This is a genomic window from Lysobacter antibioticus (genome assembly GCF_000731095.1).
GTDB lineage: Bacteria > Pseudomonadota > Gammaproteobacteria > Xanthomonadales > Xanthomonadaceae > Lysobacter > Lysobacter antibioticus_B.
Genome location: NZ_JMTZ01000001.1, coordinates 1 through 20,338 on the forward strand (window position 1 = coordinate 1; position 20,338 = coordinate 20,338).

Annotated in this window: 15 protein-coding genes and 1 pseudogene; 9 read left to right on the plus strand and 7 right to left on the minus strand. The window is 66.4% G+C overall.

What is annotated here, in order from left to right; all coding sequences use genetic code 11:
* Positions 1-313: 313 nt before the first annotated feature.
* The 3 genes from EX88_RS0100005 to EX88_RS0100015 form a co-directional block, all read right to left on the minus strand.
* Complete coding sequence (locus tag EX88_RS0100005) at positions 314-1,534, minus strand: glycosyltransferase (RefSeq protein ID WP_036147682.1); 1,221 nt, start codon at positions 1,532-1,534, stop codon at positions 314-316.
* Positions 1,535-1,583: 49 nt separating this feature from the next.
* Positions 1,584-4,421 carry a type 2 lanthipeptide synthetase LanM family protein gene (locus EX88_RS0100010; RefSeq protein WP_031369976.1) on the minus strand — a complete coding sequence of 946 codons (2,838 nt, stop codon included), beginning with the start codon at positions 4,419-4,421 and terminating at the stop codon, positions 1,584-1,586.
* Positions 4,422-4,663: 242 nt separating this feature from the next.
* Positions 4,664-4,888 (minus strand): DUF6229 family protein, encoded by a 225-nt coding sequence (locus EX88_RS0100015; protein ID WP_200875773.1) that lies wholly within the window; start codon positions 4,886-4,888, stop codon positions 4,664-4,666.
* A gap of 354 nt (positions 4,889-5,242) precedes the next feature.
* Here EX88_RS0100015 and EX88_RS0100020 point away from each other — a divergent pair, with 354 nt between their 5' ends.
* Positions 5,243-6,721 (plus strand): phospholipase D-like domain-containing protein, encoded by a 1,479-nt coding sequence (locus tag EX88_RS0100020; RefSeq protein ID WP_235186170.1) that lies wholly within the window; start codon positions 5,243-5,245, stop codon positions 6,719-6,721.
* Positions 6,722-6,799: 78 nt separating this feature from the next.
* On the opposite strand, the gene EX88_RS0100025 is transcribed toward EX88_RS0100020, so the two are convergent.
* Positions 6,800-7,486: a hypothetical protein gene (locus tag EX88_RS0100025; RefSeq protein ID WP_031369979.1), complete on the minus strand. Its 687-nt coding sequence runs from the start codon at positions 7,484-7,486 to the stop codon at positions 6,800-6,802.
* A gap of 187 nt (positions 7,487-7,673) precedes the next feature.
* Here EX88_RS0100025 and EX88_RS0100030 point away from each other — a divergent pair, with 187 nt between their 5' ends.
* Together EX88_RS0100030 and EX88_RS0100035 are read left to right on the plus strand one after the other, a co-directional pair.
* Positions 7,674-9,500: an extracellular catalytic domain type 1 short-chain-length polyhydroxyalkanoate depolymerase gene (locus tag EX88_RS0100030; RefSeq protein ID WP_051884230.1), complete on the plus strand. Its 1,827-nt coding sequence runs from the start codon at positions 7,674-7,676 to the stop codon at positions 9,498-9,500.
* Between the two features lie 79 nt (positions 9,501-9,579).
* A pseudogene (locus EX88_RS0100035) lies at positions 9,580-10,071 on the plus strand (YgjP-like metallopeptidase domain-containing protein); the annotation flags it as partial.
* 47 nt (positions 10,072-10,118) lie between these two features.
* Here the strand turns inward: EX88_RS0100035 and EX88_RS0100040 are convergent.
* Positions 10,119-10,475 (minus strand): darcynin family protein, encoded by a 357-nt coding sequence (locus tag EX88_RS0100040; protein WP_031369982.1) that lies wholly within the window; start codon positions 10,473-10,475, stop codon positions 10,119-10,121.
* Between the two features lie 76 nt (positions 10,476-10,551).
* Between EX88_RS0100040 and EX88_RS0100045 the strand changes: the two genes are divergently transcribed.
* The gene (locus tag EX88_RS0100045; RefSeq protein WP_051884232.1) at positions 10,552-11,238 is read left to right on the plus strand and encodes a TetR/AcrR family transcriptional regulator; all 687 of its coding nucleotides are present in this window, start codon (positions 10,552-10,554) and stop codon (positions 11,236-11,238) included.
* 30 nt (positions 11,239-11,268) lie between these two features.
* On the opposite strand, the gene EX88_RS0100050 is transcribed toward EX88_RS0100045, so the two are convergent.
* Entirely contained in the window at positions 11,269-12,549 is a 1,281-nt protein-coding gene (locus EX88_RS0100050; RefSeq protein WP_031369984.1) for an MFS transporter, read from the minus strand.
* Positions 12,550-12,820: 271 nt separating this feature from the next.
* Here EX88_RS0100050 and EX88_RS0100055 point away from each other — a divergent pair, with 271 nt between their 5' ends.
* The 5 genes from EX88_RS0100055 (at position 12,821) to EX88_RS25530 (ending at position 18,938) form a co-directional block, all read left to right on the plus strand.
* Positions 12,821-13,882 (plus strand): oxidoreductase, encoded by a 1,062-nt coding sequence (locus EX88_RS0100055; RefSeq protein ID WP_031369985.1) that lies wholly within the window; start codon positions 12,821-12,823, stop codon positions 13,880-13,882.
* A 188-nt stretch (positions 13,883-14,070) separates the two neighbouring features.
* Positions 14,071-14,931 carry an AraC family transcriptional regulator gene (locus EX88_RS0100060; protein ID WP_031369986.1) on the plus strand — a complete coding sequence of 287 codons (861 nt, stop codon included), beginning with the start codon at positions 14,071-14,073 and terminating at the stop codon, positions 14,929-14,931.
* Between the two features lie 132 nt (positions 14,932-15,063).
* Entirely contained in the window at positions 15,064-16,194 is a 1,131-nt protein-coding gene (locus EX88_RS0100065; protein WP_031369987.1) for a carboxylate-amine ligase, read from the plus strand.
* A gap of 11 nt (positions 16,195-16,205) precedes the next feature.
* Positions 16,206-17,057 (plus strand): gamma-glutamyl-gamma-aminobutyrate hydrolase family protein, encoded by an 852-nt coding sequence (locus tag EX88_RS0100070; protein ID WP_051884233.1) that lies wholly within the window; start codon positions 16,206-16,208, stop codon positions 17,055-17,057.
* A 462-nt stretch (positions 17,058-17,519) separates the two neighbouring features.
* Positions 17,520-18,938, plus strand: a complete 1,419-nt coding sequence (locus tag EX88_RS25530; protein WP_152565987.1) for a hypothetical protein — start codon at positions 17,520-17,522, stop codon at positions 18,936-18,938.
* A gap of 938 nt (positions 18,939-19,876) precedes the next feature.
* On the opposite strand, the gene EX88_RS0100075 is transcribed toward EX88_RS25530, so the two are convergent.
* Positions 19,877-20,221, minus strand: coding sequence for a RidA family protein (locus tag EX88_RS0100075; RefSeq protein WP_031369989.1), 345 nt, complete (start codon positions 20,219-20,221; stop codon positions 19,877-19,879).
* Positions 20,222-20,338 lie beyond the last annotated feature (117 nt).

Genomic DNA, 20,338 nt, shown 5'->3' on the forward strand with positions numbered 1-20,338 from the left:
AAAGAAAGGTAACCAAAGAAAAATGCTTTTCTTTGAATCACCAGCCCGCACGAGCGATGCCGACGCAGAGATTTTTCATACGGGACATCCCTGTCCCAATGAAAAACGGCGCGCATCCCTGCGCGCCGCCCTCCGGGTCTTCTGTTGCCCTCGCTAGTGCGAAGCGACGCACAGCAACGGCAACGGCAATGGCAATGGCAATGGCAATGGCAATGGCAAAATCTTTACGGCTACGGCAGGTGCGACGGTAACGACAGGAGCTCTGTAGGAGCGACATCAGTCGCGACCGCGCAACCTCGGCCTCACGCCAAACCTAGCGCGACAACTCGGTCGCCGCGGTCGAAGTCGTGGTCATCAAGGCGGGTTTGGCCTGGGCGAGGCGTTGGTACAAGGCCACCACCTGCTCCATCAGGCCTTCGGTGCTCCAGGCTCGCGCGTCGAGCGGGCCGGCCGCGGACAGTTCGGCGCGGCGCTGCGGCGAACGCAGCACATCGCCGAGGTGCCTGGCGAAGGCTTCGACGTTCTCCTCGCTGACCACGGCGCTGCGCGCGCCGCGCAGGACCGTCGCCGTGCCCATCACCGCGGTCGAGACGATCGGCACGCCGAGCGCCATCGCTTCGATCAACACCAGGCCCTGGGTTTCGGTCGGCGAAGCGAACACGAAGGCATCGCCGGCACGGTAGGCATCGAGCAGGCTGGTGCGGCGATCGAGGTTGCCGAAGAAACGCACGTTGCGTTCCAGGCCGTACTCCTTCGACAGGCGCTTGAGGCGCTCCGCGTCCGGCCCCTCGCCGGCGATGATGAACATCAGCTCGGGGAAATCGGCGATCAGACGGCGCGCCACCTGCAGCAGGAAGGCGATGTTCTTCTCCACCGCGAGCCGGCTGACGGTGACGATGGTCGGCCGCCGCGCGTCGATCTCGTGCTCGGCGCGGAAACGCGCGCCGTCGCCGCGGGCGAATTCGGCCAGGTCGATGCCGGTCGGCAGCACTGTCGACGGCGTGGTCACGCCGTAGCGATCCAGCACTTCGACCATCTGCGCGGTCGGCACGATCAGGTGGTCGACGCCGTGGCAGAGCGTGCGCGACACGCGCCGGGCGACGAAGCGCAGCAGCGGCGCCGGCGCCCACGGCAGGTAGTGGCCGATGTATTCCTCGAAATAGGTGTGGTAGGTCTCGACCGTCGGCCGGCCGCTGGCCTGCGCCAGTTGCACGCCGAGCCGGTGGGCGCGGAACGGCGTGTGGATGTGGATGACGTCCCAGTGCCGCTGCGCCAGTTGCGGCAGAATCCGTCGCAATTCCGGTGCGCGGATCAGGCGGTCTTCGGGATCGAAGAAGATCACCCGCGCCTGCAGCCGGATGATCTCGAACTCGTCGCTGTCGTGCAGTTCCTGGCCGCTGCCGGGACCGTAGTCGGGCACGACCAGGGTCACCGCATGCCCGCTGCGCGCCAGCGACTGGGCGAACGTGCGGATCGAGGTCGACACGCCGTTGACCCGCGGGAAGTACACGTCCGACAGCATCAGGATGTTCATCCTGCCAGCCTAGGCCTCGCTCATGACGGATTTGTGGCGGCCGCGGCGCTCACGCCGGCGCATGCCGCTCGAACAGCAACGGGGAGGCCAGGCCGCACTGCGGGTGCATGCGATTGAGGGTGTGGATGGCGCCGGCCACGCCGGTCATCAGCCCCGGGGTGAAGGCGTCGCGGGCGCGGCTGCCGACCGCGCCGCGATGTTCCTCGATCGCCGAGACGATCTGGGCGCTGTGCTCGACCGGGTCGGTCTGGGCACTGCCCTCCGGGTCCAGGCGTGCGGCACGGGTCAACAGCTCCCACAGCGCCAGATCGCCGTGGCAGAGCGTATGCCCCAGCCCCCAGCCGTCGCGGCCGGCCGCGGCGGCGGCGCGACGCAGGGTGCGCAGATGCCGCGACGCGCCGGTGCGGGCATAGAGATCGCTCGCGGCCAGGCCGATGCCGACGCTGCCGTGGCACCAGGCATGCAGGAACTGGCGTTCGTCGGGCACGCGCGCGTCGAGCCAACTGCCGGCCGCGTCGTCGTAAAGGCTGTCCTCGAAGGCGAAAGCGCGCTCGGCCAGCGCCAGCCAGCGCGCGCGTTCGTCGGCATCGCCGGCCTCGCTGAGCCCGATCCGGGTCAAGGCCCAGCCGATGCCGCTGGCGCCGTGGGCGAAACCGCCGACCGGCTCGGCGAAGATCGTCGACGGCCAACGCGCGCCGCGTTCGTCGACGATCGCCTGCGTTTCCAGATAGCGCGCCGCCTGCGCCGCCAACGCCGGCCAACGCGGGTCGGCATGCACTTCGGCGAGTTGCAACAAGGGCACGATGCTGCCGCTGGCGCCTTCGAGCAGGTCGAGGTATTGGTCGCCGTCGAAGCCGGCCAGGGCCATCGCCTCGGCACGCTCGACCGCCCACTCCAACATCTGCGGCCGCCGCAACAGATCGTGCAGCGCGACCCAGGTCCAGACCTGCGCACCAAAGCCGATCATGCCGCCGACCGTGCTCGGCCGGTCCTGTGCTTCGATCGCGCGCATCACCGCGATGGCGCCGTCGAGTGCGGCCTCGGTGCCTTCGACCGGGTCGGCGCGGCCCTGCCCCACTTCGTGCAGATAGCCGGCCAAGGCCAGCGCCACCCCGCCGAGGCCGGTGTACAAGTCGGCCTGCAGCGGACGCGTCACCCAGCCGGTGTCGCCGAGCACCGGGCTGATCCAGGTCACGGTGCCGTCGCCCCCGCGCACCGCCAGTTGCAGCAGTTGTTCGACCGCGCGCGCCGCCACCGCGCGGCGGCGCGCGTCGAGGCGTTCGGCGTGCGGATTACGCGCGACGATGTCGCTGCGTACGCGTTCGTTCTTGCCCAGGCGCTGATTGAGGTCGACCGTGACCAGGGCGCTGCGGATGGTCAGCTCTTCCAGCTCGACGCGCATGCCGCGCCAGTGGGTCAGTGCCTCCTCGATGCGCGCGGCATCGAGCGGGGCGACGAAGATCGGCACGTCGCCGCGGCGCATGTCGTCGATCTCGCCGTCGATCTCGGCCGGCGCCGACGGCGCGATCGGCAGCACCGCGGCATTGCGCGCCAGGATGTCGCGGGCGCGCTCGATCGCCTTGGGTTCGTCGTGCAACGAGGCCGGATGCCAGAGCATGCGCATGATCTCGACGTAGGCCTGAGTCGGGCGGCGGATATCGCGCACTCGGCAACCGAGAAACACCTGCAACAACGGGGCCAATGCAGCCTGCGCATCGAGCGCGCGCAGGCGCGCGGTCGCGGCCAGGAAGCCATCGGCGATGCGGTCCCAATAACGCGACACGTCCGGATGCGGGCTGGGATGGTTCTGCGACTGGCCGAAGTCGGCGCTGACCACCGCCAGCCGCGCCTGCATCGTGCCCTCGTCGGCGATGGTCGGCACCCGGATCTGCGGCTGCTCGCCGGGCAAGGCGCCGGCCGCGGAAATGTCGACCCCGCCGAAGCCGAGCGCGGGCGCGCGGAACGGCACGATGCCGGTGCGCAGCACCGAGGTGCGGATCAGTTCCGAGGCGAGGTCGAAGGCATGCCCGCGCCCGGACGGCGGCGCTTCGATCTCGACCGCGAACAGGCTTTCGACGTCGATCGCCACCGGCACCGGCCCGGCCGCGATCAGGTTTTCCTGATGGATGTCGGTGCCGCCGAGCAATTGCATCACCGCCAGCCAATGGCCGAGGTTGCGATAGAAGCCGGCGAGTTCGTCGTCGCCGTCGCAGTAACGGTGCTCGACGAAACCGGCCCAACCGTAGGCGCCGCGGTCGAGCGCGTGCGGCACCCTGATGCGTTGCGCATCGTCGGCGAAGACCTGGGCGAGGAAAGCGTCCAGCGCCAGGTCGATCTTTAACGAGCGCGGCTTGTACATGACCCGCCCGCCTTCCAGGGTCAGGCGGGCAACGGTCTGGCCGCCGTCGTGCAGATCGCCCTCGCCGGGTTGCAGGGCGAGCAAGCGCCCGGCCGGGCGGCCGAGCAATGCCGACAAAGCCTCGCGATCGGCGGCGAAACGCGCCGCCAGCGATTCCAGCGCCAGACGTTGCAATTCCAGCGAGCGCTGCAGGCGCCCGTGCAGCGCCGGATAGCGGCGGCGCAGATGCGGCTCGAACTCCGCCTGCGTGGCCAGGGCGATGAACTGGGCGAACTGGCCGGCGGCGTCCTCGGCGTCGAGTTGCCCGCCAAGCCTGGCCGCGTGCAGCTCCAGCAACAGGGTGCGGCTGATCTTGAGCCGGGCGTTGTCGTTGAGGCCTTGTTCGCCGACCTGACGCAGCAAGGCGATCTCGTCGCCGTGCAGGCGTGGCGCCAGCGCTTCCAGGCTCGCGCCGAGCGCGCGGCGCGCGTCGGCGGTGAACATCTCGATGATCGGTAAAAACGATTCGCCGCTACGGGTGTCGCTCATCGGTTCGACGCATCCTGCCTGGATCGATGGGAAGCAAACACGAGCCCGGCCGGCGCGGCACGCGCTGCAGCGGCGACGCTCCGTCGCTCGGCACGCAGGCGTTGCCCCGCGCGGCTATCGATGCGCGGCGGCGCGGTGGGGTCGGGCTCGTGGTGGCGATGGCGGCCGCGGACCTGATCGTCGCCGCCGGCCGCAAAAACTCGCTCCCGACTCGCATCGGGAGCGAGCCCTTCAGCTACGGCTTAGCAGCACTGGCCGCCGCCGGAAGCGCTACAGCTGCTGCAACGCGTCCACAGCGGCAGGCTGCTGTCGGTCAACGCGGCTTCGGTCGCGGACGTGCCTTCGATGTACAGCGGGCCGGCAGGATTTTCCATGCCGCCTTCCGCACCATTCAGCCAGCCCGAAACGATGTCGTCGATCTGTTGCATAAACTTCTCCTTGTTCACAACATAAGTGAAATCGGTCACAGTCCATCCCGGACATCCGTTCATCGATATCCGAGCCTGGGCCGGTCCCGATCGTTGACGTCGAACGTAAGCGAAGCCCTTTGCTCCGGAGCGATAACGTGCCGCCATCGAACCCGTCGCCTCAACTCCGCGCCGACACGCTGCGCGCTCGGACCGGCCGATGTCAACTGTCAATTACGCCGCTGCAATGCACCATCGGATTGCGCATGACCTCGCCTTGACCGGCCATGCCGCACCCTGCATCGCGGTGTCGTCGCGGGGCTCGCGCCGCATCGATGCCGAGCGACACCGACGCCGCATGTCCAGTCCTATAACTTCGTCACGGAATGCACGGCGCCAGCCGACAGGAATATCTTGAACATCGAACTCGATCCGCCCGCCCCCCGTCGACGCCGCTGGCTGCGTTCGGCCTTCGCCGTATTCGCGCTGGCCTGGTTGGCGACGGGCGTCTATCACGTCTACAAACCCTTGCCGCCCGGCATCAGCCAGCACTGGCCCTTGCGCTCGGCCGACAACGTCGAGTTGTTGACCGACGTCAGCTGGGTCGACGGCGCCAAACAAAGGCTCGCCGAGCAACACATATTCGACGAAACCCTGCGCCTGATCGGCCAGGCGCAGCGCGGCGTGGTCGCCGACCTGTTCCTGTTCAACGACTTCGGCGCCGATGCCGGCAACCTGCGGCACCGCCGCCTCAGCAACGAACTCAGCGCGGCCTTGATCGCGCGCAAACGCGCCGTGCCGCAACTGCGCGCGGTGCTGATCACCGATCCGATCAACACCGTCTACGGCGGTCTCGAATCGCCGCAATTGCAGGCCTTGCGCGCGGCCGGCGTGGAAGTGGTGATCACCGACCTGCGCCGCCTGCGCACGCCGAACCCGACCTGGTCGGGGCTGTGGAATCTGTGCTGCAGTTGGGCCGGCAACGACGCGCAGGGCGGCTGGCTGGCGAATCCGTTCGGGTCGGGCAAGGTCACCCTGCGCAGTTGGTTCGCTCTGTTCAATCTCAACGCCAACCATCGCAAGACCTTGGTCGTCGACGAGGGCGATGGCTGGACCGCCCTGGTGTCTTCGGCCAACCCGCACGACGGCAGCAGCCGCCACGGCAATATCGCCCTGCGCTTTCGCGGCGCCGCCGCGCTCGACGTGCTGATGAGCGAACGCGCAGTGGTGGCGATGTCGCACGGGCATTGGCCGCAAGGCCTGCCGGTCGCGGCGCCGCCGCCGACCATCGTCGACACGACCTCGGCGCCGCGCGTGCAGTTGCTGACCGAAGCCAAGATCCGCGACGGCTTGCTCGCCGCCATCGACGGCGCGCGCGGCGGCGACCGCATCGACATCGCGGTGTTCTATTTCTCCCATCGCGACCTGGTACACGCCGTGGTCGCCGCGCACAAACGCGGCGTCGCCCTGCGCGTGCTGCTCGATCCCAACGAAGACGCGTTCGGGCGCAAGAAGGACGGCGTGCCGAATCGCCAGGTCGCCAGCGAACTGCAGGCCGCCGGCGTGCCCCTGCGCTGGTGCGACACCCACGGCGAGCAATGCCACGCCAAGCTGCTGCTGAAGACCGCCCGCGACGGCCGCATCGAACTGATCGCCGGCTCGGCCAACTACACTCGCCGCAATCTCGACGACTACAACCTGGAAAGCAGCGTGCGTGTCGTGGCCGAGTCCGACGCACCGGTCGCGCGCCAGGCCGCGGGCTATTTCGAGCAGAGCTGGGGCAACGGCGACCACCGCGGCATCAGCGTCGACTATGCGGCCTACGCCGACGAATCCGGCTGGCGCAAACTCTGGTACCGCTTCGGCGAAGCCAGCGGGCTGTCGAGCTACTGACGGCGGCGACGAACGACGCGCGAGAACGCCTCGCCCTGATGCAGTCGCGGCCGTCGGCAACCGCGCCGTGCGGCGAATTCAAGCGTCGCGGCCGCCCTGCCCGGCCAGGAACTCCTCCAGGCCGGGACAGCCGAGGCGATGCCAGGCCGGATAGTCCATGCGATAGAACGCCGTAGCGCTGCCGCTCATCGCCGCCAGCGCCGCGGCGCTGCCTTCGCGACGGTAGAGCTCGCGGATGCGTTGGTCCTCTTCCTGCAGACGCTGCTGTAGCGACGGCGCAGGTGCGCGACGCAGCGGCACCGCGGGCCTCGGCAAGGCATCCAGCGCGGCGCGGATACGCTGCGTGTCGGCGAAGGTCTGCGCATCGCAAGGCCATTCGCCGCGGTCGCGACCTTCACCGTCGAGCATGGCCAGGGCCAGATCGATCAGGTATTGCTGATGCGGCGCGCGATCGCGCGCGTCGAGCAGGTACCGGCGATACGACGGTTGCGGCGCCAAGGCCGCCAGCCAGGCGCCGCAGGCCAGCTCGCGGAAGGAATGCGCGAACAGCAGGTCGTGGAGCAGATCCTCGTCGAGAGCGCCGATACCGCGCAGGCTGAGGTAGTACGCCTCCAGATCTTCATGCCGGGCCTGCGGGTATTCGGCCAGCACCGGCGCATGTTCTTCGCCCGCGGCGAGCATGGCGGCGAGGAAATGCGGCTTGGCCAGGGCCAACGGCGGCAAGCCGTCGATCACCCACGCCAGGTCTTGAGACAGGTAGTGCATGTGGACCGCTCCGGATCGGCATCTGCGGCCGCGCGATCGCGGCCCGCGGCAGTATCGCCCAGCCCGCGACGCAGCGGCGCGGCCCCGTGCTGCAGCGCAATGTGCCCCATCGGACGATGGCGCGCGCGGGTCCGCAGTGGCCCACTGCGGCCACGCCGGACTCGCTACCGGCGAGGGAGTCGACCGCATGTTCGCTTCGCACCTTCCCTCCGCGCGCCTGCGTCCGTATCGCACCGCCGCGCGCATCGCCGGCTGCGCCCTCGCCCTCGGCGCGCTGTGCGCGGCGACGCCGGCTCTGGCCTTGACCGAAGTCACCGGCTTCGGCAGCAACCCGGGCAATCTGCGCATGTACAAATACGTGCCGCCCGGATTGCAGGCCGATGCGCCCCTGGTCGTGGCCCTGCACGGCTGCGCCCAGAACGCGGCCAGCTACGACGCCGAAACCGGCTGGGAGTTGCTCGCCCAGCGCTGGCATTTCGCCCTGCTGCTGCCGCAGCAGCAAAGCGCCAACAACGCCAACGCCTGCTTCAATTGGTTCGAGAGTGGCGACAGCACGCGCGGCCAGGGCGAGGCCTTGTCGATCCGGCAGATGATCGAGCGCATGCGCAGCGATCACGCCGGCGCCGCCGACCGCGTCTACGTTACCGGCCTGTCTTCGGGCGGGGCGATGACCGCGGTGATGCTGGCGACCTACCCCGAAGTATTCGCCGGCGGCGCCATCGTCGCCGGCATTCCCTACCGCTGCGCGCTCGGTTCGAGCGCGGCGTTTTCGTGCATGTCGCCCGGCACCGACCTGACCCCGGCGCAATGGGGCGACAAGGTGCGCGCCGCGAGCAGCCACGCCGGCCCCTGGCCGATCGTCTCGATTTGGCACGGCGACGCCGACTACGTCGTGCGTCCGGCCAATCAAGCCGAAAGTCTGCAGCAATGGACCAACGTACATGGCATCGACGCGGTCGCCGACGTCGAAGACAGCGTCGCCGGCTATCCGCATAAGGTCTATCGCGATGCCGCCGGGCAGCCGCGCGTGGAAACCTACTCGATCACCGGCATGGGCCACGGCACGCCGGTCGACCCCGGCAGCGGCGAAAGCCAGTGCGGCACGGCCGGCGCCTACGTGCTCGATGTCAACCTGTGTTCGAGCTACTACATCGGCCGCTTCTGGGGGCTGGACGATCTGGACGCGAATCCGCCGCAGGTCGCGCTGACCTCGCCGGCCAACGGCGCCTCGGTCAGCGGCGTGGTCGCCCTCGGCGCGAACGCCAGCGACGACGTCGGCGTGGAGCGCGTGGATTTCCTCATGGACGGCGCGCTGCTCGCCAGCGATGGCGAAGCGCCCTATGCGGCGAGCTGGGACAGCAGCACCGTCAGCAACGGTATCCACCATCTGCAGGCGCGCGCCGAGGACGTGACCGGCAACACCGCCGTCTCGCTCGCAGTCCAGGTCGAGGTCAGCGGCGGTACCAGCGGACCGCCCCTGGTGATGGAATTCGACAACGAAGACGCCAACGACGGCTACGTCAAGGCCAATGCCGACGCCGGCGCGGCCGCGGTCGGCACGCTCGAAGCGAGCTATGGCCTGGCGATCGGCCGCGGCAGCGACGGCAAATACAACCGCAGCCTGCTCTCGTTCGATACCTCGGCCCTGCCCGATGGCGCGACCGTGGTCGCCACCTCGCTCAGCGTCGCCTATCGCAGCGCCTACGGCGATCCCTGGAGCCAGCCGGCCGGCAATCGCCTGCTGGTTGATGCGCGCAGCGGCTGCTTCGGCGCCTGCACCATCGAAGCCGGCGACTATTCGGCCGCCGCCGATGCAACGGCGGTGGCGGAACTCGCGCGCTTCAGCGGCGGCCGCCAGACCAGCACCGCATTCAGCGCGGCCGGCCTGAATGCGCTCAACCGCGGCGGCCGCACCCAGTTGCGCCTGCGTTTCGAGCAGGCGCCGGGCGCTACCCACTACCTGTGGATCGACCGCGGCGCGAGCGCGAAGCTGAGGGTCGAATACCGGCCCTGAGTCCCAATTCAGCGCCGGCGCCGAAGCAGCCTCGACCCCGGTCTCGCGGCCCGGGACGGGTTTGCCGTATCGTTCGCGCATGGACGACCTTCGCTACCTGCGCGGCTACAACGAGCGCGTGCTGAACCAGGTGCGCGCGCTGATCGACAGTGGGCGCCTGGGCGAAGTGCTGCGCAACCGCTACAGCAGCCGCCACCAGGTGCGCGACGACAAGGCCTTGTTCGAGTACGTGGTCCAGATCAAAGACCGCTACATGCGCAAGAGCGACCCGCTCAACAAGGTGATCTACGACAACAAGCTGCATGTGGTCCGGCATGCGCTGGGTACGCACACGGCGATCTCGCGCGTCCAGGGCGGCCGGCTCAAGGCCGCGCGCGAGATCCGCATCGCCACCCTGTTCCGCGATGCGCCGGCCGAGTTCCTGGAAATGATCGCGGTGCACGAGCTGGCTCATCTCAAGCACCGCGACCACGACAAGCCCTTCTATCAGTTGTGCGCGCACATGAACCCGGACTATCACCAGCACGAGTTCGACCTGCGCCTGTACCTGACCCAGCTCGAACTGGAAGCCGCGACCCGGCGCGAAGCCGGCGCCGCGGCGTCCGACGGCGCCGACGCTCAGGCCGCGAGCGGCGTCCGGCCGTAATTGCTCGCATAGGCGTTCTCGACGCCCGGCAGGATCTCGACGATCGCGAAATAGCGGTCCCAGAACGGCGTTTCGCGCAATGCCTCGACCACCAGTTCGTAGGCATGATGGCTGCGCGCCTGCCATTGCCAGATATCGGTGACGCGGGCGTTGTAGAACTCGATGTCGTAGAAGCGCAGGCTCACTTCGTCGCGGTGCTTGTGCAGGATCGGCGCAACCTGTTCTTCAAGCAGGCGGAAGCGGGTGTCGATGTCGAAACCGAGCCACTCCGGCTGGGTCTTGACCAGCATGAACACGGTCAGGGGGAAGGTCTCTTGTTGCTCGCTCATGAGGTTCTCGTTGGCGTTGCGGGGAAAGTGAGAACACAATATGAGCGATTGCTCACATTCACTACTCGCATTCGCCATGCCCTCGCCGCGCCGCAAAACCAACCTGAAACCGCGTAAAAAACCCAGCCAAAGCCGCGCCGCCGAAACCGTCGCGGCGATCCTGGAAGCGGCGGCTCGCATTCTCGAACGCGGCGGCCTGCCGGCGTACAACACCAACGCCGTCGCCGAGCGCGCCGGCGTCAGCGTCGGCTCGCTGTACCAATACTTCCCCAACAAGGACGCGCTGACCGCGGCGCTGATCGATCGCGAGACCGCCACCCTGCTCGCCGATCTGGCCGCGGTGCCGGAACAGGCGAGCTATGCCGACGGCGTCGTCGCCCTGGTGCGCGCGGCGATCGCCCATCAACTGCATCGACCGGCCCTGGCGCGGCTGCTGGATTTCGAGGAACGGCGCCTGCCGCTGCGCGACCGCGACCTGCAGGTCGACCGTGCCGCGCAAAGCTGCGTGCTCGCCCTGCTGCAGCGGCCCGACGCGCCCGTCGTCGTCGGCGATGGCGCCACCGCCGCGGAGATCCTCGCCCTGGACACCATCGCCATCGTGCGCAGCCTGGTCGATGCCGCCGGCGAACGCGGCGAGACCGAAGCCGCGCCGCTGCAACGGCGCGTGCTGCACGCGGTGTTCGGCTATCTGGGACCGCCGCGCGCTGTCGATACCATCGCGAAGACCCGCAAGCGTAAGGACCCGCCTGGCAGCACGCACTAGCGCCGCAGGGCGTCGATCATCGACCGCGAATCAAACCGCGCTGCGATCCTCGCGCACCGCCAGCAAGGCGATCAGGGTCAGCGCCGCCGCGGCCGCCAGGTAATAGCCGACATAGGCCAGGCCGTAGCGGCCGGCGAGCCAGGTCGCGATGTAGGGCGCCAGCGACGCGCCGAAGATGCCGGCCAGGTTGAACGCCAGCGAAGCGCCGGTGTAGCGCACCGGGGTCGGGAACATCTCGGCGAGGATGGTGCCGAGCGGGCCGTAGGTCAGGCCCATGATGCCCAGGCCCAGACCGAGGAACAGCAAGGTGCCCCAGGCGCTGCCGGTCGCGAACAAGGGCGCGAAGAAAATCCCGAACAACAGGATCGCCAGGGTCGACAGAATCATCGCCAGGCGCCGGCCGCGGCGGTCGGCGAACATCGCCGACAACGGGATGGTCGCGGCGAAACACAACACGCCGCCGAGTTGCAGTTGCAGGAACTGCTCGCGCGAATAGCCCAGTTGCGAGGTGCCCCAGCTCAACGCGAACACCGTCATCAGATAGAACAACACGAAGGTCGCGAGCGCGGCGAAGGTGCCGGCGACCAGGGCGCCGGGATGCTTGACCAGCACCTCGAGCATCGGCAGGCGCACGCGTTCGTGATGATCGATCGCGCGCTGGAACGCCGGGGTTTCGCTGATCCGCAGCCGCACCCACAGGCCGACGAACACCAGCACCGCGCTGGCCAGGAACGGCACCCGCCAGCCCCAGGCGAAGAAGGCCTCGTCGCCCATGGTGTCGGTCAGCAACAGGAAGATGCCGGTCGACAGGAAGAAGCCGATCGGCGCACCGAGCTGCGGGAACATGCCGTACCAGGCGCGTTTGCCGGGCGGCGCGTTCTCGGTCGCCAGCAGCACCGCGCCGCCCCACTCGCCGCCGAGCCCCAGGCCCTGGCCGAAGCGGCACAGCGCCAACAGGATCGGCGCGGCGATGCCGATGCTTTGATGGGTCGGCAACAGGCCGATCGCCACCGTCGACAAGCCCATGGTCAGCAGCGCCGCGACCAAGGTCGCCTTGCGCCCGACGCGGTCGCCGAAGTGGCCGAACACCGCCGAGCCGACCGGGCGGGCGAAGAACGCCAGGGCGAAGGTCGCCAGCGACTGCAAGGTCGCCGAGGCCGGATCGGCCGAGGGGAAGAACAGCTTCGGGAACACCAACACCGCCGCAGTGGCGTAGATGTAGAAGTCGAAGAACTCGATGGTGGTACCGATCAGGCTGGCGAACAGCACGCGGGACGGGGAATTGGCGGACGCCGGTGCGGCTGCGCTCATTGCGTTTTCCAACCTGGGGACCGGTGAATTGTTACCCGATCCGGGCCCTCGCAGGCGAGGCCGCCACGCAATATCAGGCTTGGAGCGGCGTCCCGCAGGGATTTCCTTTGGTCGAGCCGCGACCGTCCTGCGCCCGATCGCGCCGATATCCGGCCGCCGCGAGCGGCCGCGCCGTTCTGGCAAAGCCTGCAACCCGACTGACCCGAACCCCCAGTGGCCGCACACGCGCCGATCCGGCAAGGTGTCCGCATCCCCCGCACGAGTCCCGGCAATGAGCGCACCCTCCATCCACGTCGCCCTGATCGGCTACGGCTTCGCCGGCCAGACCTTCCATGCGCCGCTGATCGCGGCGACGCCGGGCCTGCGCCTGAGCGTGGTCGGCTCGCGCGATGCCGGCAAGGTCCAGGCCGATCACCCCGAGGTCGCGGTGCTCGCCGATCCCTTTGCTGCCGCGACCGATGCGCGCGCCGATCTGGTGGTCATCGCCACGCCGAACGACAGCCACGCACCGCTCGCGCGCGCCGCGCTCGCCGCCGGCAAGCACGTGGTGGTCGACAAGCCCTTCACCCTCGACCTCGCGCAAGCGCGCGGGTTGGCCGCGTTGGCCGCCCAGCACGGACGCCTGCTGTCGGTGTTCCAGAACCGCCGCTGGGACAGCGACTACCTCGGCATCAGGCAGGTCATCGACGACGGACTGCTGGGCGAGGTCGCGCATTTCGAGTCGCATATCGACCGCTATCGGCCGCAGGTGCGCGAACGTTGGCGCGAACAGGCCGGCCCCGGCAGCGGGCTGTGGTGGGACCTGGGCCCGCACTTGGTCGACCAGGCCCTGCACCTGTTCGGCTTGCCCGAGCGGGTGATCGCCAGCCTCGCGACCCAGCGTCCCGGCGCGCAGGTCAGCGACTGGGCCCATGCGGTGCTCGAATACGGCACGCGCCGCGTGATCCTGCACGGCAGCATGCTCGCCGCCGGCGGCAGCCCGCGTTTCCTGGTGCACGGCACCCGCGGCAGCGTGGTCAAGACTCTGGCCGACCGCCAGGAAGCGCAGCTGTTGTCGGGCATGCGCCCGGGTGCGCCCGACTGGGGCCGCGACGACGACGAACTGATCCTGCACGAGGGCGACGGCGTCCGCCGTTTGCCTACACCGGCCGGCGACCAACGTCGTTACTACATGGCGGTGCGCGATGCGCTGCTCGGCCACGGCGAGAATCCGGTGACGCCGGCGCAGGCGATCGCGGTGATGGCGGTGCTGGAAGCGGCGGTGGAATCCTCGGCCTCCGCTCGCGCCGTGGCGCCGGCCTTGAGCGACAGCGAACGCGCCGGTTTCGTCTGAAGCATCGCCTTCGCCGGAGCCAGGCTGCGTGCTCGATGGCGGAAACTTCGCTGCCGCCACGACGCGACGACCAGGCATCGCGGACGATCGCCGTCTCCCGCCCCGGCCGGGGCACTTCCCGCAAATCCGCAACCTGGATCAAATGCGCCGGCCCAGACTGGCCCGGCACGACGCCACCGGAGCCCCGCTTGAACCGCAGCAGCACCTTCGACCACTACAGCGCTCGCATCGAGAAGGTCGTCGCCTTCATGTCGAGCCGGCTCGACCAGCCGCTGACGCTGGCCCAACTCGCCGAAGCCGGGCATTTCTCGCCGTTCCATTTCCATCGGGTCTACCACGGCCTGATGGGCGAGACCATCGCCAGCACCCAGCGCCGGCTGCGCCTGCATCGCGCAGCCAACGATCTGCTGACCACCGAACACAGCATCGGCCAGATCGCCGGCCGCGCCGGTTACGGCAGCGTGGCCGCGTTCACCCGCGCATTCGGCGCCACCTACGCCTGTGCGCCGGCCGCGTTCCGCAAGCGTCGTGCCGCCCTGCCCGCGTTATCGCGCGCAGCCTTCGACCCGACCCTGGAGAGCCTGATGTACAGCGCCGAAATCACCACCCTCGCCCCGATCCGTACCGTCGCCCTGCCGCACGCCGGCGATTACCAAGCCATCGGCAACACCTTCCACGCCTTGTACGCCTGGGCCGGCCCGCGCGGGCTGATGCGCCAGGACACGCGTTGCCTCGGCATCTACTACGACAGCCCGGCCGATACGCCGCAGGATCAACTGCGCTCGGACGCCTGCCTGACGGTGCCGGGCGGCACCGAGCTCGGCGAGGGCATGCGCTGGGTCGAAATCGCCGGCGGCCGTCATGCCGTGGTCGTGCACACCGGTCCCTACAACGAGCTGCACCGCGCCTACGACTGGCTGTTCTGCCAATGGTTGCCGGCGAGCTTCGAGGAAGCCGGCGACGCGCCGGTGTACGAGGAATACCTCAACGACCCCTCGAGCTTGCCGCCGGCCGAATGGAAGACCGCGATCTGCCTGCCCTTGAAGTAAGCCCTCGAACAGAGTCCCGAGCAGAGGCGGCCGCGCGCGCCGGCCGCCTCTCTTCAACTCGCGCTTACATCCGGGGCGTTACCTTGGGGCCATGACGACATCGACCCCGTCGCAGTCGCGGAACGATCCGCGATGAGCGCGCAGTGCGATTACAGTTTCGGCATCGAGGAAGAGTTTTTCCTGGTCCGCCCGGAATCCCGGCTGTTGGCCTCGCAGGTGCCGTCGCGTTTGTGGAAGCGGGCCCGCGCCGAGTTCGGCGATGCCATCGAGAGCGAACTGCTGCAGGCGCAGATCGAAATCGCCTCGCCGATCCTGTGCGACGTCGGCCAGGCCCGGCGCCAACTCGGCGACCTGCGCCGCGGTCTGTCCGCGCTCGCCCACGAGCATGGGCTGGCCCTGCTCGCCGCCGGCACCCATCCGCTGGGCCTATGGCGCGAACAGAGCGAAACCGACAAGCCGCGCTACCGGCGCCTGGTCGAGGATTTCCAGGTCGTCGCGCGGCGCAGCCTGGTCTGCGGCCTGCACGTGCACGTGCAGTTGCCCGACGACGTCGACCGCGTCCAGGTCATGAACCGGGCGATGCCGTGGCTGCCGTTGCTGCTGGCGCTGTCGACCTCGTCGCCGTTCTGGGACCGCCTGCGCACCGGCCTGATGAGTTACCGCCAGGCCATGTACGACGAATGGCCGCGCACCGGCATTCCGGACTTCTTCGAGAGCGAAGCCGACTACGACGCCTTCGCCGCGGTGTTGGTGCGCGCCGGCGCGATCGCCGATGCGAGTTCGCTGTGGTGGGCGATCCGGCCCTCGCCGAATTTCCCGACCGTCGAGTTGCGCATCGCCGATGCCTGCACGCACCTGGACGACAGCCTGGCGATCGCGTCGCTGTACCGCTGCCTGATGCGCCATCTGGTCATGCATCCGGCCGAGGCGCCGCCGTGCAACGCCACCGTGCGCCGGATCATCGACGAAAACCGCTGGCGGGCCAAACGCTTCGGCCTGCAAGCCGAGTTCATCGACGAACGCGGCAACACCGAGCCGGCGCTGGCCCAGTTGCAGCGCTTGCGCGCACTCTGCCGCGAGGACGCGCAAGCCCTGGACTGCGCCGAGGCCCTGGCTTCGATCGACGACATCCTGGCGCGCGGCACCAGCGCGCATGCGCAACTGGCGCTGTACCGCCAACAACGCGACGGCGGCGCGACCCGCGCGGCGGCGCTGAAGTCGGTGGTCGATTGGCTGCTGCACACCACCGTACCCGCTGCCTGAGGCCCGCGATCATGTCCGCGAACGACCGAGACCCCGCACTGCCCGCGCCCGCCCGCAAACTGCTGATCGGCCTGTCGCCGCGCCTGATGCGCAACCTGCCGCCGGCGTACGGCTTCCGCAACAAGACCCTGCAATACCTCGAGCAATCGATGGCGCACTGGGTCATGTCGAGCGGCGCGCTGGTGGTGATGATCCCGACCGTCGACGCCCTGGGCGAAGTGCAGGCCACCGATTTGTCGGTGCGCGATTACGCGCGTTCGCTCGACGGCCTGATCCTGCAGGGCGGCGCCGACATCGACCCGCAGGCCTACGGCGAGCGCCCCAGCGAAATGCTGATGACCACCGACCCGGAACGCGACCGCTTCGAGTTGAACCTGCTGCGCGCCTTCATCGAGGCCGGCAAGCCAGTGCTCGGCATCTGCCGCGGCATGCAGCTGATCAACGTCGCCCACGGCGGCAATCTCTACCAGGACCTGGTCGACGGCGGCGCCACCCGCAATCAGCACTACATCCCGGCGCGCTACGACGAACACGCGCACCCGTTGCGGATCCGCGAGGGCAGCTGGTTCGCCGGGCTGTACCCGCAGGCGCAGGCACAAGTCAATTCGATCCATCACCAGGGCATCAAGAACCTCGGCGAGGGCCTGGAAGTGGAAGCCTGGTCGGAGGACGGCATTCCCGAATGCATCCGCAGCGCCGGCGCCGGCTTCGTGGTCGGCGTGCAGTGGCACCCGGAGTTCCACGACCAGCGCTTTCCCGAGCTGTTGCCGGGGCGCCCCTTGTTGATGGCGTTCATGGAAGCGGCGCGCCAGCGCGAGCAGGCCGAAGCGGCGCTGGCGCTGGCGCAAATCCAGCCCAAATGAAAGGGCAGTTGGAACATGCGTTACGTAAGGCTTCCAAAATCAAGAAGGGGAGGCATCATGCGGCGATGCCTCACGGCGACATGCCTTCATTGATACAGCTATTGCACGAGCGCGATACCAAGCCAACCAGAGCACAGATTTTACGATCTTGACCGCTTCGCGTTACGAGGAAACCGTTTCAGGAATGGACTGCAGCAGAAATGGAAGCCGGAAACTTCATTGCAGGAATGACATTGACACACAGGAGCTAAAGATAAAACCGAAGTCACATAACGCAAAGAGCAATTGTCAGACGAACGCGAGCTTTTAAGGGCCGCTTGAAATAGGCACTTGAATACTCCCCTAGAAACAGCTTGGATCATGAAGCCGCCAGTCAGGCGATCTTTTGTGGTGCCGCTAGGAAGCTGCAATCCGGAGAACTGCTAACATCTGCCCCAGTGGACGATCAGGGCGGAAAAAGGAATGCCGATACCATCGATTGAAACTTGTGTATGGAAATTATGTTTCGTTCCGCTCGCCTCAACCAGTCCAAAACTATTTGGATTCCCCGAACTGCTAGCTGGACTAGCTTTGCTTGTTTTGGCCTGGACTATCGCAGATAGTCGCTATCGGTTTCGCGTCCAAATTGCTCCTCTACCGCTCCAGCGCGTAACGTACTGGACAGTCGCCTTAGTAGGTGCTTTTACCTTACTTACGGACTTATGGCGAGCGGAGGAATGGTTAGTTCCGACTGGTGATTTGTTGACGCCCGCGATGTGGCAGTGCCTCTTGGCTGGCATTTTTCTGCTGACATTCCTAGGGTGGGTGTGGTTTGCGTTTGTCGGGCGCCCCAAATTTGGCAAGCATAATGCTGAGCGTTTCGGGCGGGCACTCTATCGATACGTTCTTCAGGGTTCACCCACAGAACTGGCAGTCGTGGCCGACGAACTTGTGTCCTCTGCGCACCCTCTCGTCAAGTTTTCGCCTGAATACGCTCGCCGACGCGACTTGATGGAGTCAGATGAACCAATACAATTAACAAAAACAGCCCAACTCGCCAACGATATTTTCCAGTTAATAGCAGACAGGAGATTTTGCCAAGTAGTAGTGGAGTCATCGCCTGTCACAGCACTTGCCATATTTCAAGCGATTAACGACTTAAGGAAATATCACATCGGGGCGAGTACATTCGCCAGAAACATCGTCACCTACGCGCTGCGCAATAAGAATTCGTTTCTTTACCACGAAACCGAAGGCTTCCAAACGGGATTACTGGGGCACCACAAGCCACTAAGCCAAGCAATGTTCGGAAATTTTCGCTTAGTGGAAGGCTTGGGAACTCTGCTTTCACCAGATTACGAGGACCGGTGGAAGTGGGACGCGGCTCAGTGGGAAGCGTACTGCCGGATCGTATTAATAACGTTTCGCGATTACGTGAACAACCACTTTCATGAACTCTCGTCAACGCTCACGGGAGCAATAGAGAGCATTGAGCACGCTGCATTCGATCTTTATCGGCTAGAAGGACAAGGCGACACTTGGGATAGCGACGCAGTGCGGCGCCTTGAGGTCATGCTGAGATTCATCGAGCGATCTGTCGATATTCTTAATGGACGGGGCATACCTGACGGGATTCGGTATCGCACCAAAGAAGGCTTTTGGCCGGAAAATAACTACTACGATCGCATTGCGGAGTTGGCATTCGAAACGATTTATTTGGCAGGCTCCATTCGATCGCCGTGGTGGGAGTGCTGGACAATTCAGCACAACACTGTTTGGAGGGCGATCAGAGATCTAGACGGCCCTGCGGGAAGGGTAGTTAAGCGTAAGCTCCGGCGCCTGCTGTACGACGAAATTGAGGGAATGACGATTTTCCAAATTTCAAGGGTGCAAAAATCTTAGCCTTCTTTTTGAATGTCCTTGGCTTACGTTTATCGAAGGGCAAGATCGAAAGAGAGAGTCGGAGATTTCACAAATTAGTGCTCAATTGGACGAGACGCAACTTCGCGTACCTGCATGAGCGGCAACCGCGCGTCGCCGCGGACTGCCTGGTTGCCGGACTGACCTATGACTCTGTTAACCACAGAATCATAAAGATACGTCCCGATGAGGGATTAAGGCGAAAGGCGCACTACTTTTCGATGAGTGTGCTGCCGTATCGGCCATCCACCCACCGCATGACTCTGAAGCGGCGTCCCTGACTCGACTCCATAGGCATCAGGTTAGGTCCACGCCAATTCGGGCGTTACGCTGGCTCCATTCCGGTTTGTTCCCAGCTGCCCGATCATATTCTTCCGTCAGACTTCGTGCCAACGGAATGCCAAAACTCCAAATGATCGGTGACTCTACCTTTGTTAACCATCTTCTAAGTAACGATCAACTGAGATGGCGTCCTTATAGATCAATAACGTCGCAGTTTTCAGAAGCCATCGCCTCATTTAGGGGCCGTGTGGGCACTAACCTATGCCGACGACGATCCAAACCGCATAGCCAGGGAAGAACCTGCTTGCCACGACACAGACTTGCCAAGTGGTGGACTGTACGGCACAGGAGCTGTAGAAATTATTCTCATGGATGCGCTTGCGGAACCCGACGCTACCAACGTCAGAGTCAATAGAAGAGCGGCATCTATGTCGCCCCTCTTCTCAAACAATAGCGATGGAAGTAACTAGTCCAGGTCATACAGAAGTAAGCCGACAACATGCTTTCCAATGCAGTCATCGATCCGGCCAGATCGCGTTTGCACCGGTAGCAGTTCGTTTCGCGGAAATACATGCGCAGCTTTCTTCACGTCGCCAAATCAGCCGACGGAGAGAGGAGTCGCCGTGGCGAACGGCCGCTTACAGCGCGGCCGTCACCACGATCTCGACGCGGAATTTCGGATTGGCCAGCGGTGCCTGCACGGTCGCGCGCGGCGGCGTATGCCCGGGCGCGACCCAGCGGTCCCACACTGCGTTCATGCCGGCGAAATCTTCCATGTCGGCCAGGAAGATCTGCGCCATCAGGATGCGGGTCTTGTCGGTGCCGGCGCGCGCGAGCAAGGCATCGATCGAGGCCAGGGTTTCGCGGGTCTGGCCGGCGATGTCGAGGTCCTCGCTGTCGGGCACCTGGCCGGCCAGATAGGCCACGCCGTTATGGATCGCCATTTCCGACAAACGCGCGCCGACGTCGAATCGCTGGATCATGCATCACCTCCTGGATGTGGGGCGGCCATTGTCGGTCAAACCGGCGCCGCGCACACGCACAATGCCTCACCGGACCGCCGTGACCGGCGGCCTTGTCCTCTGGCACATTCTCTCGCA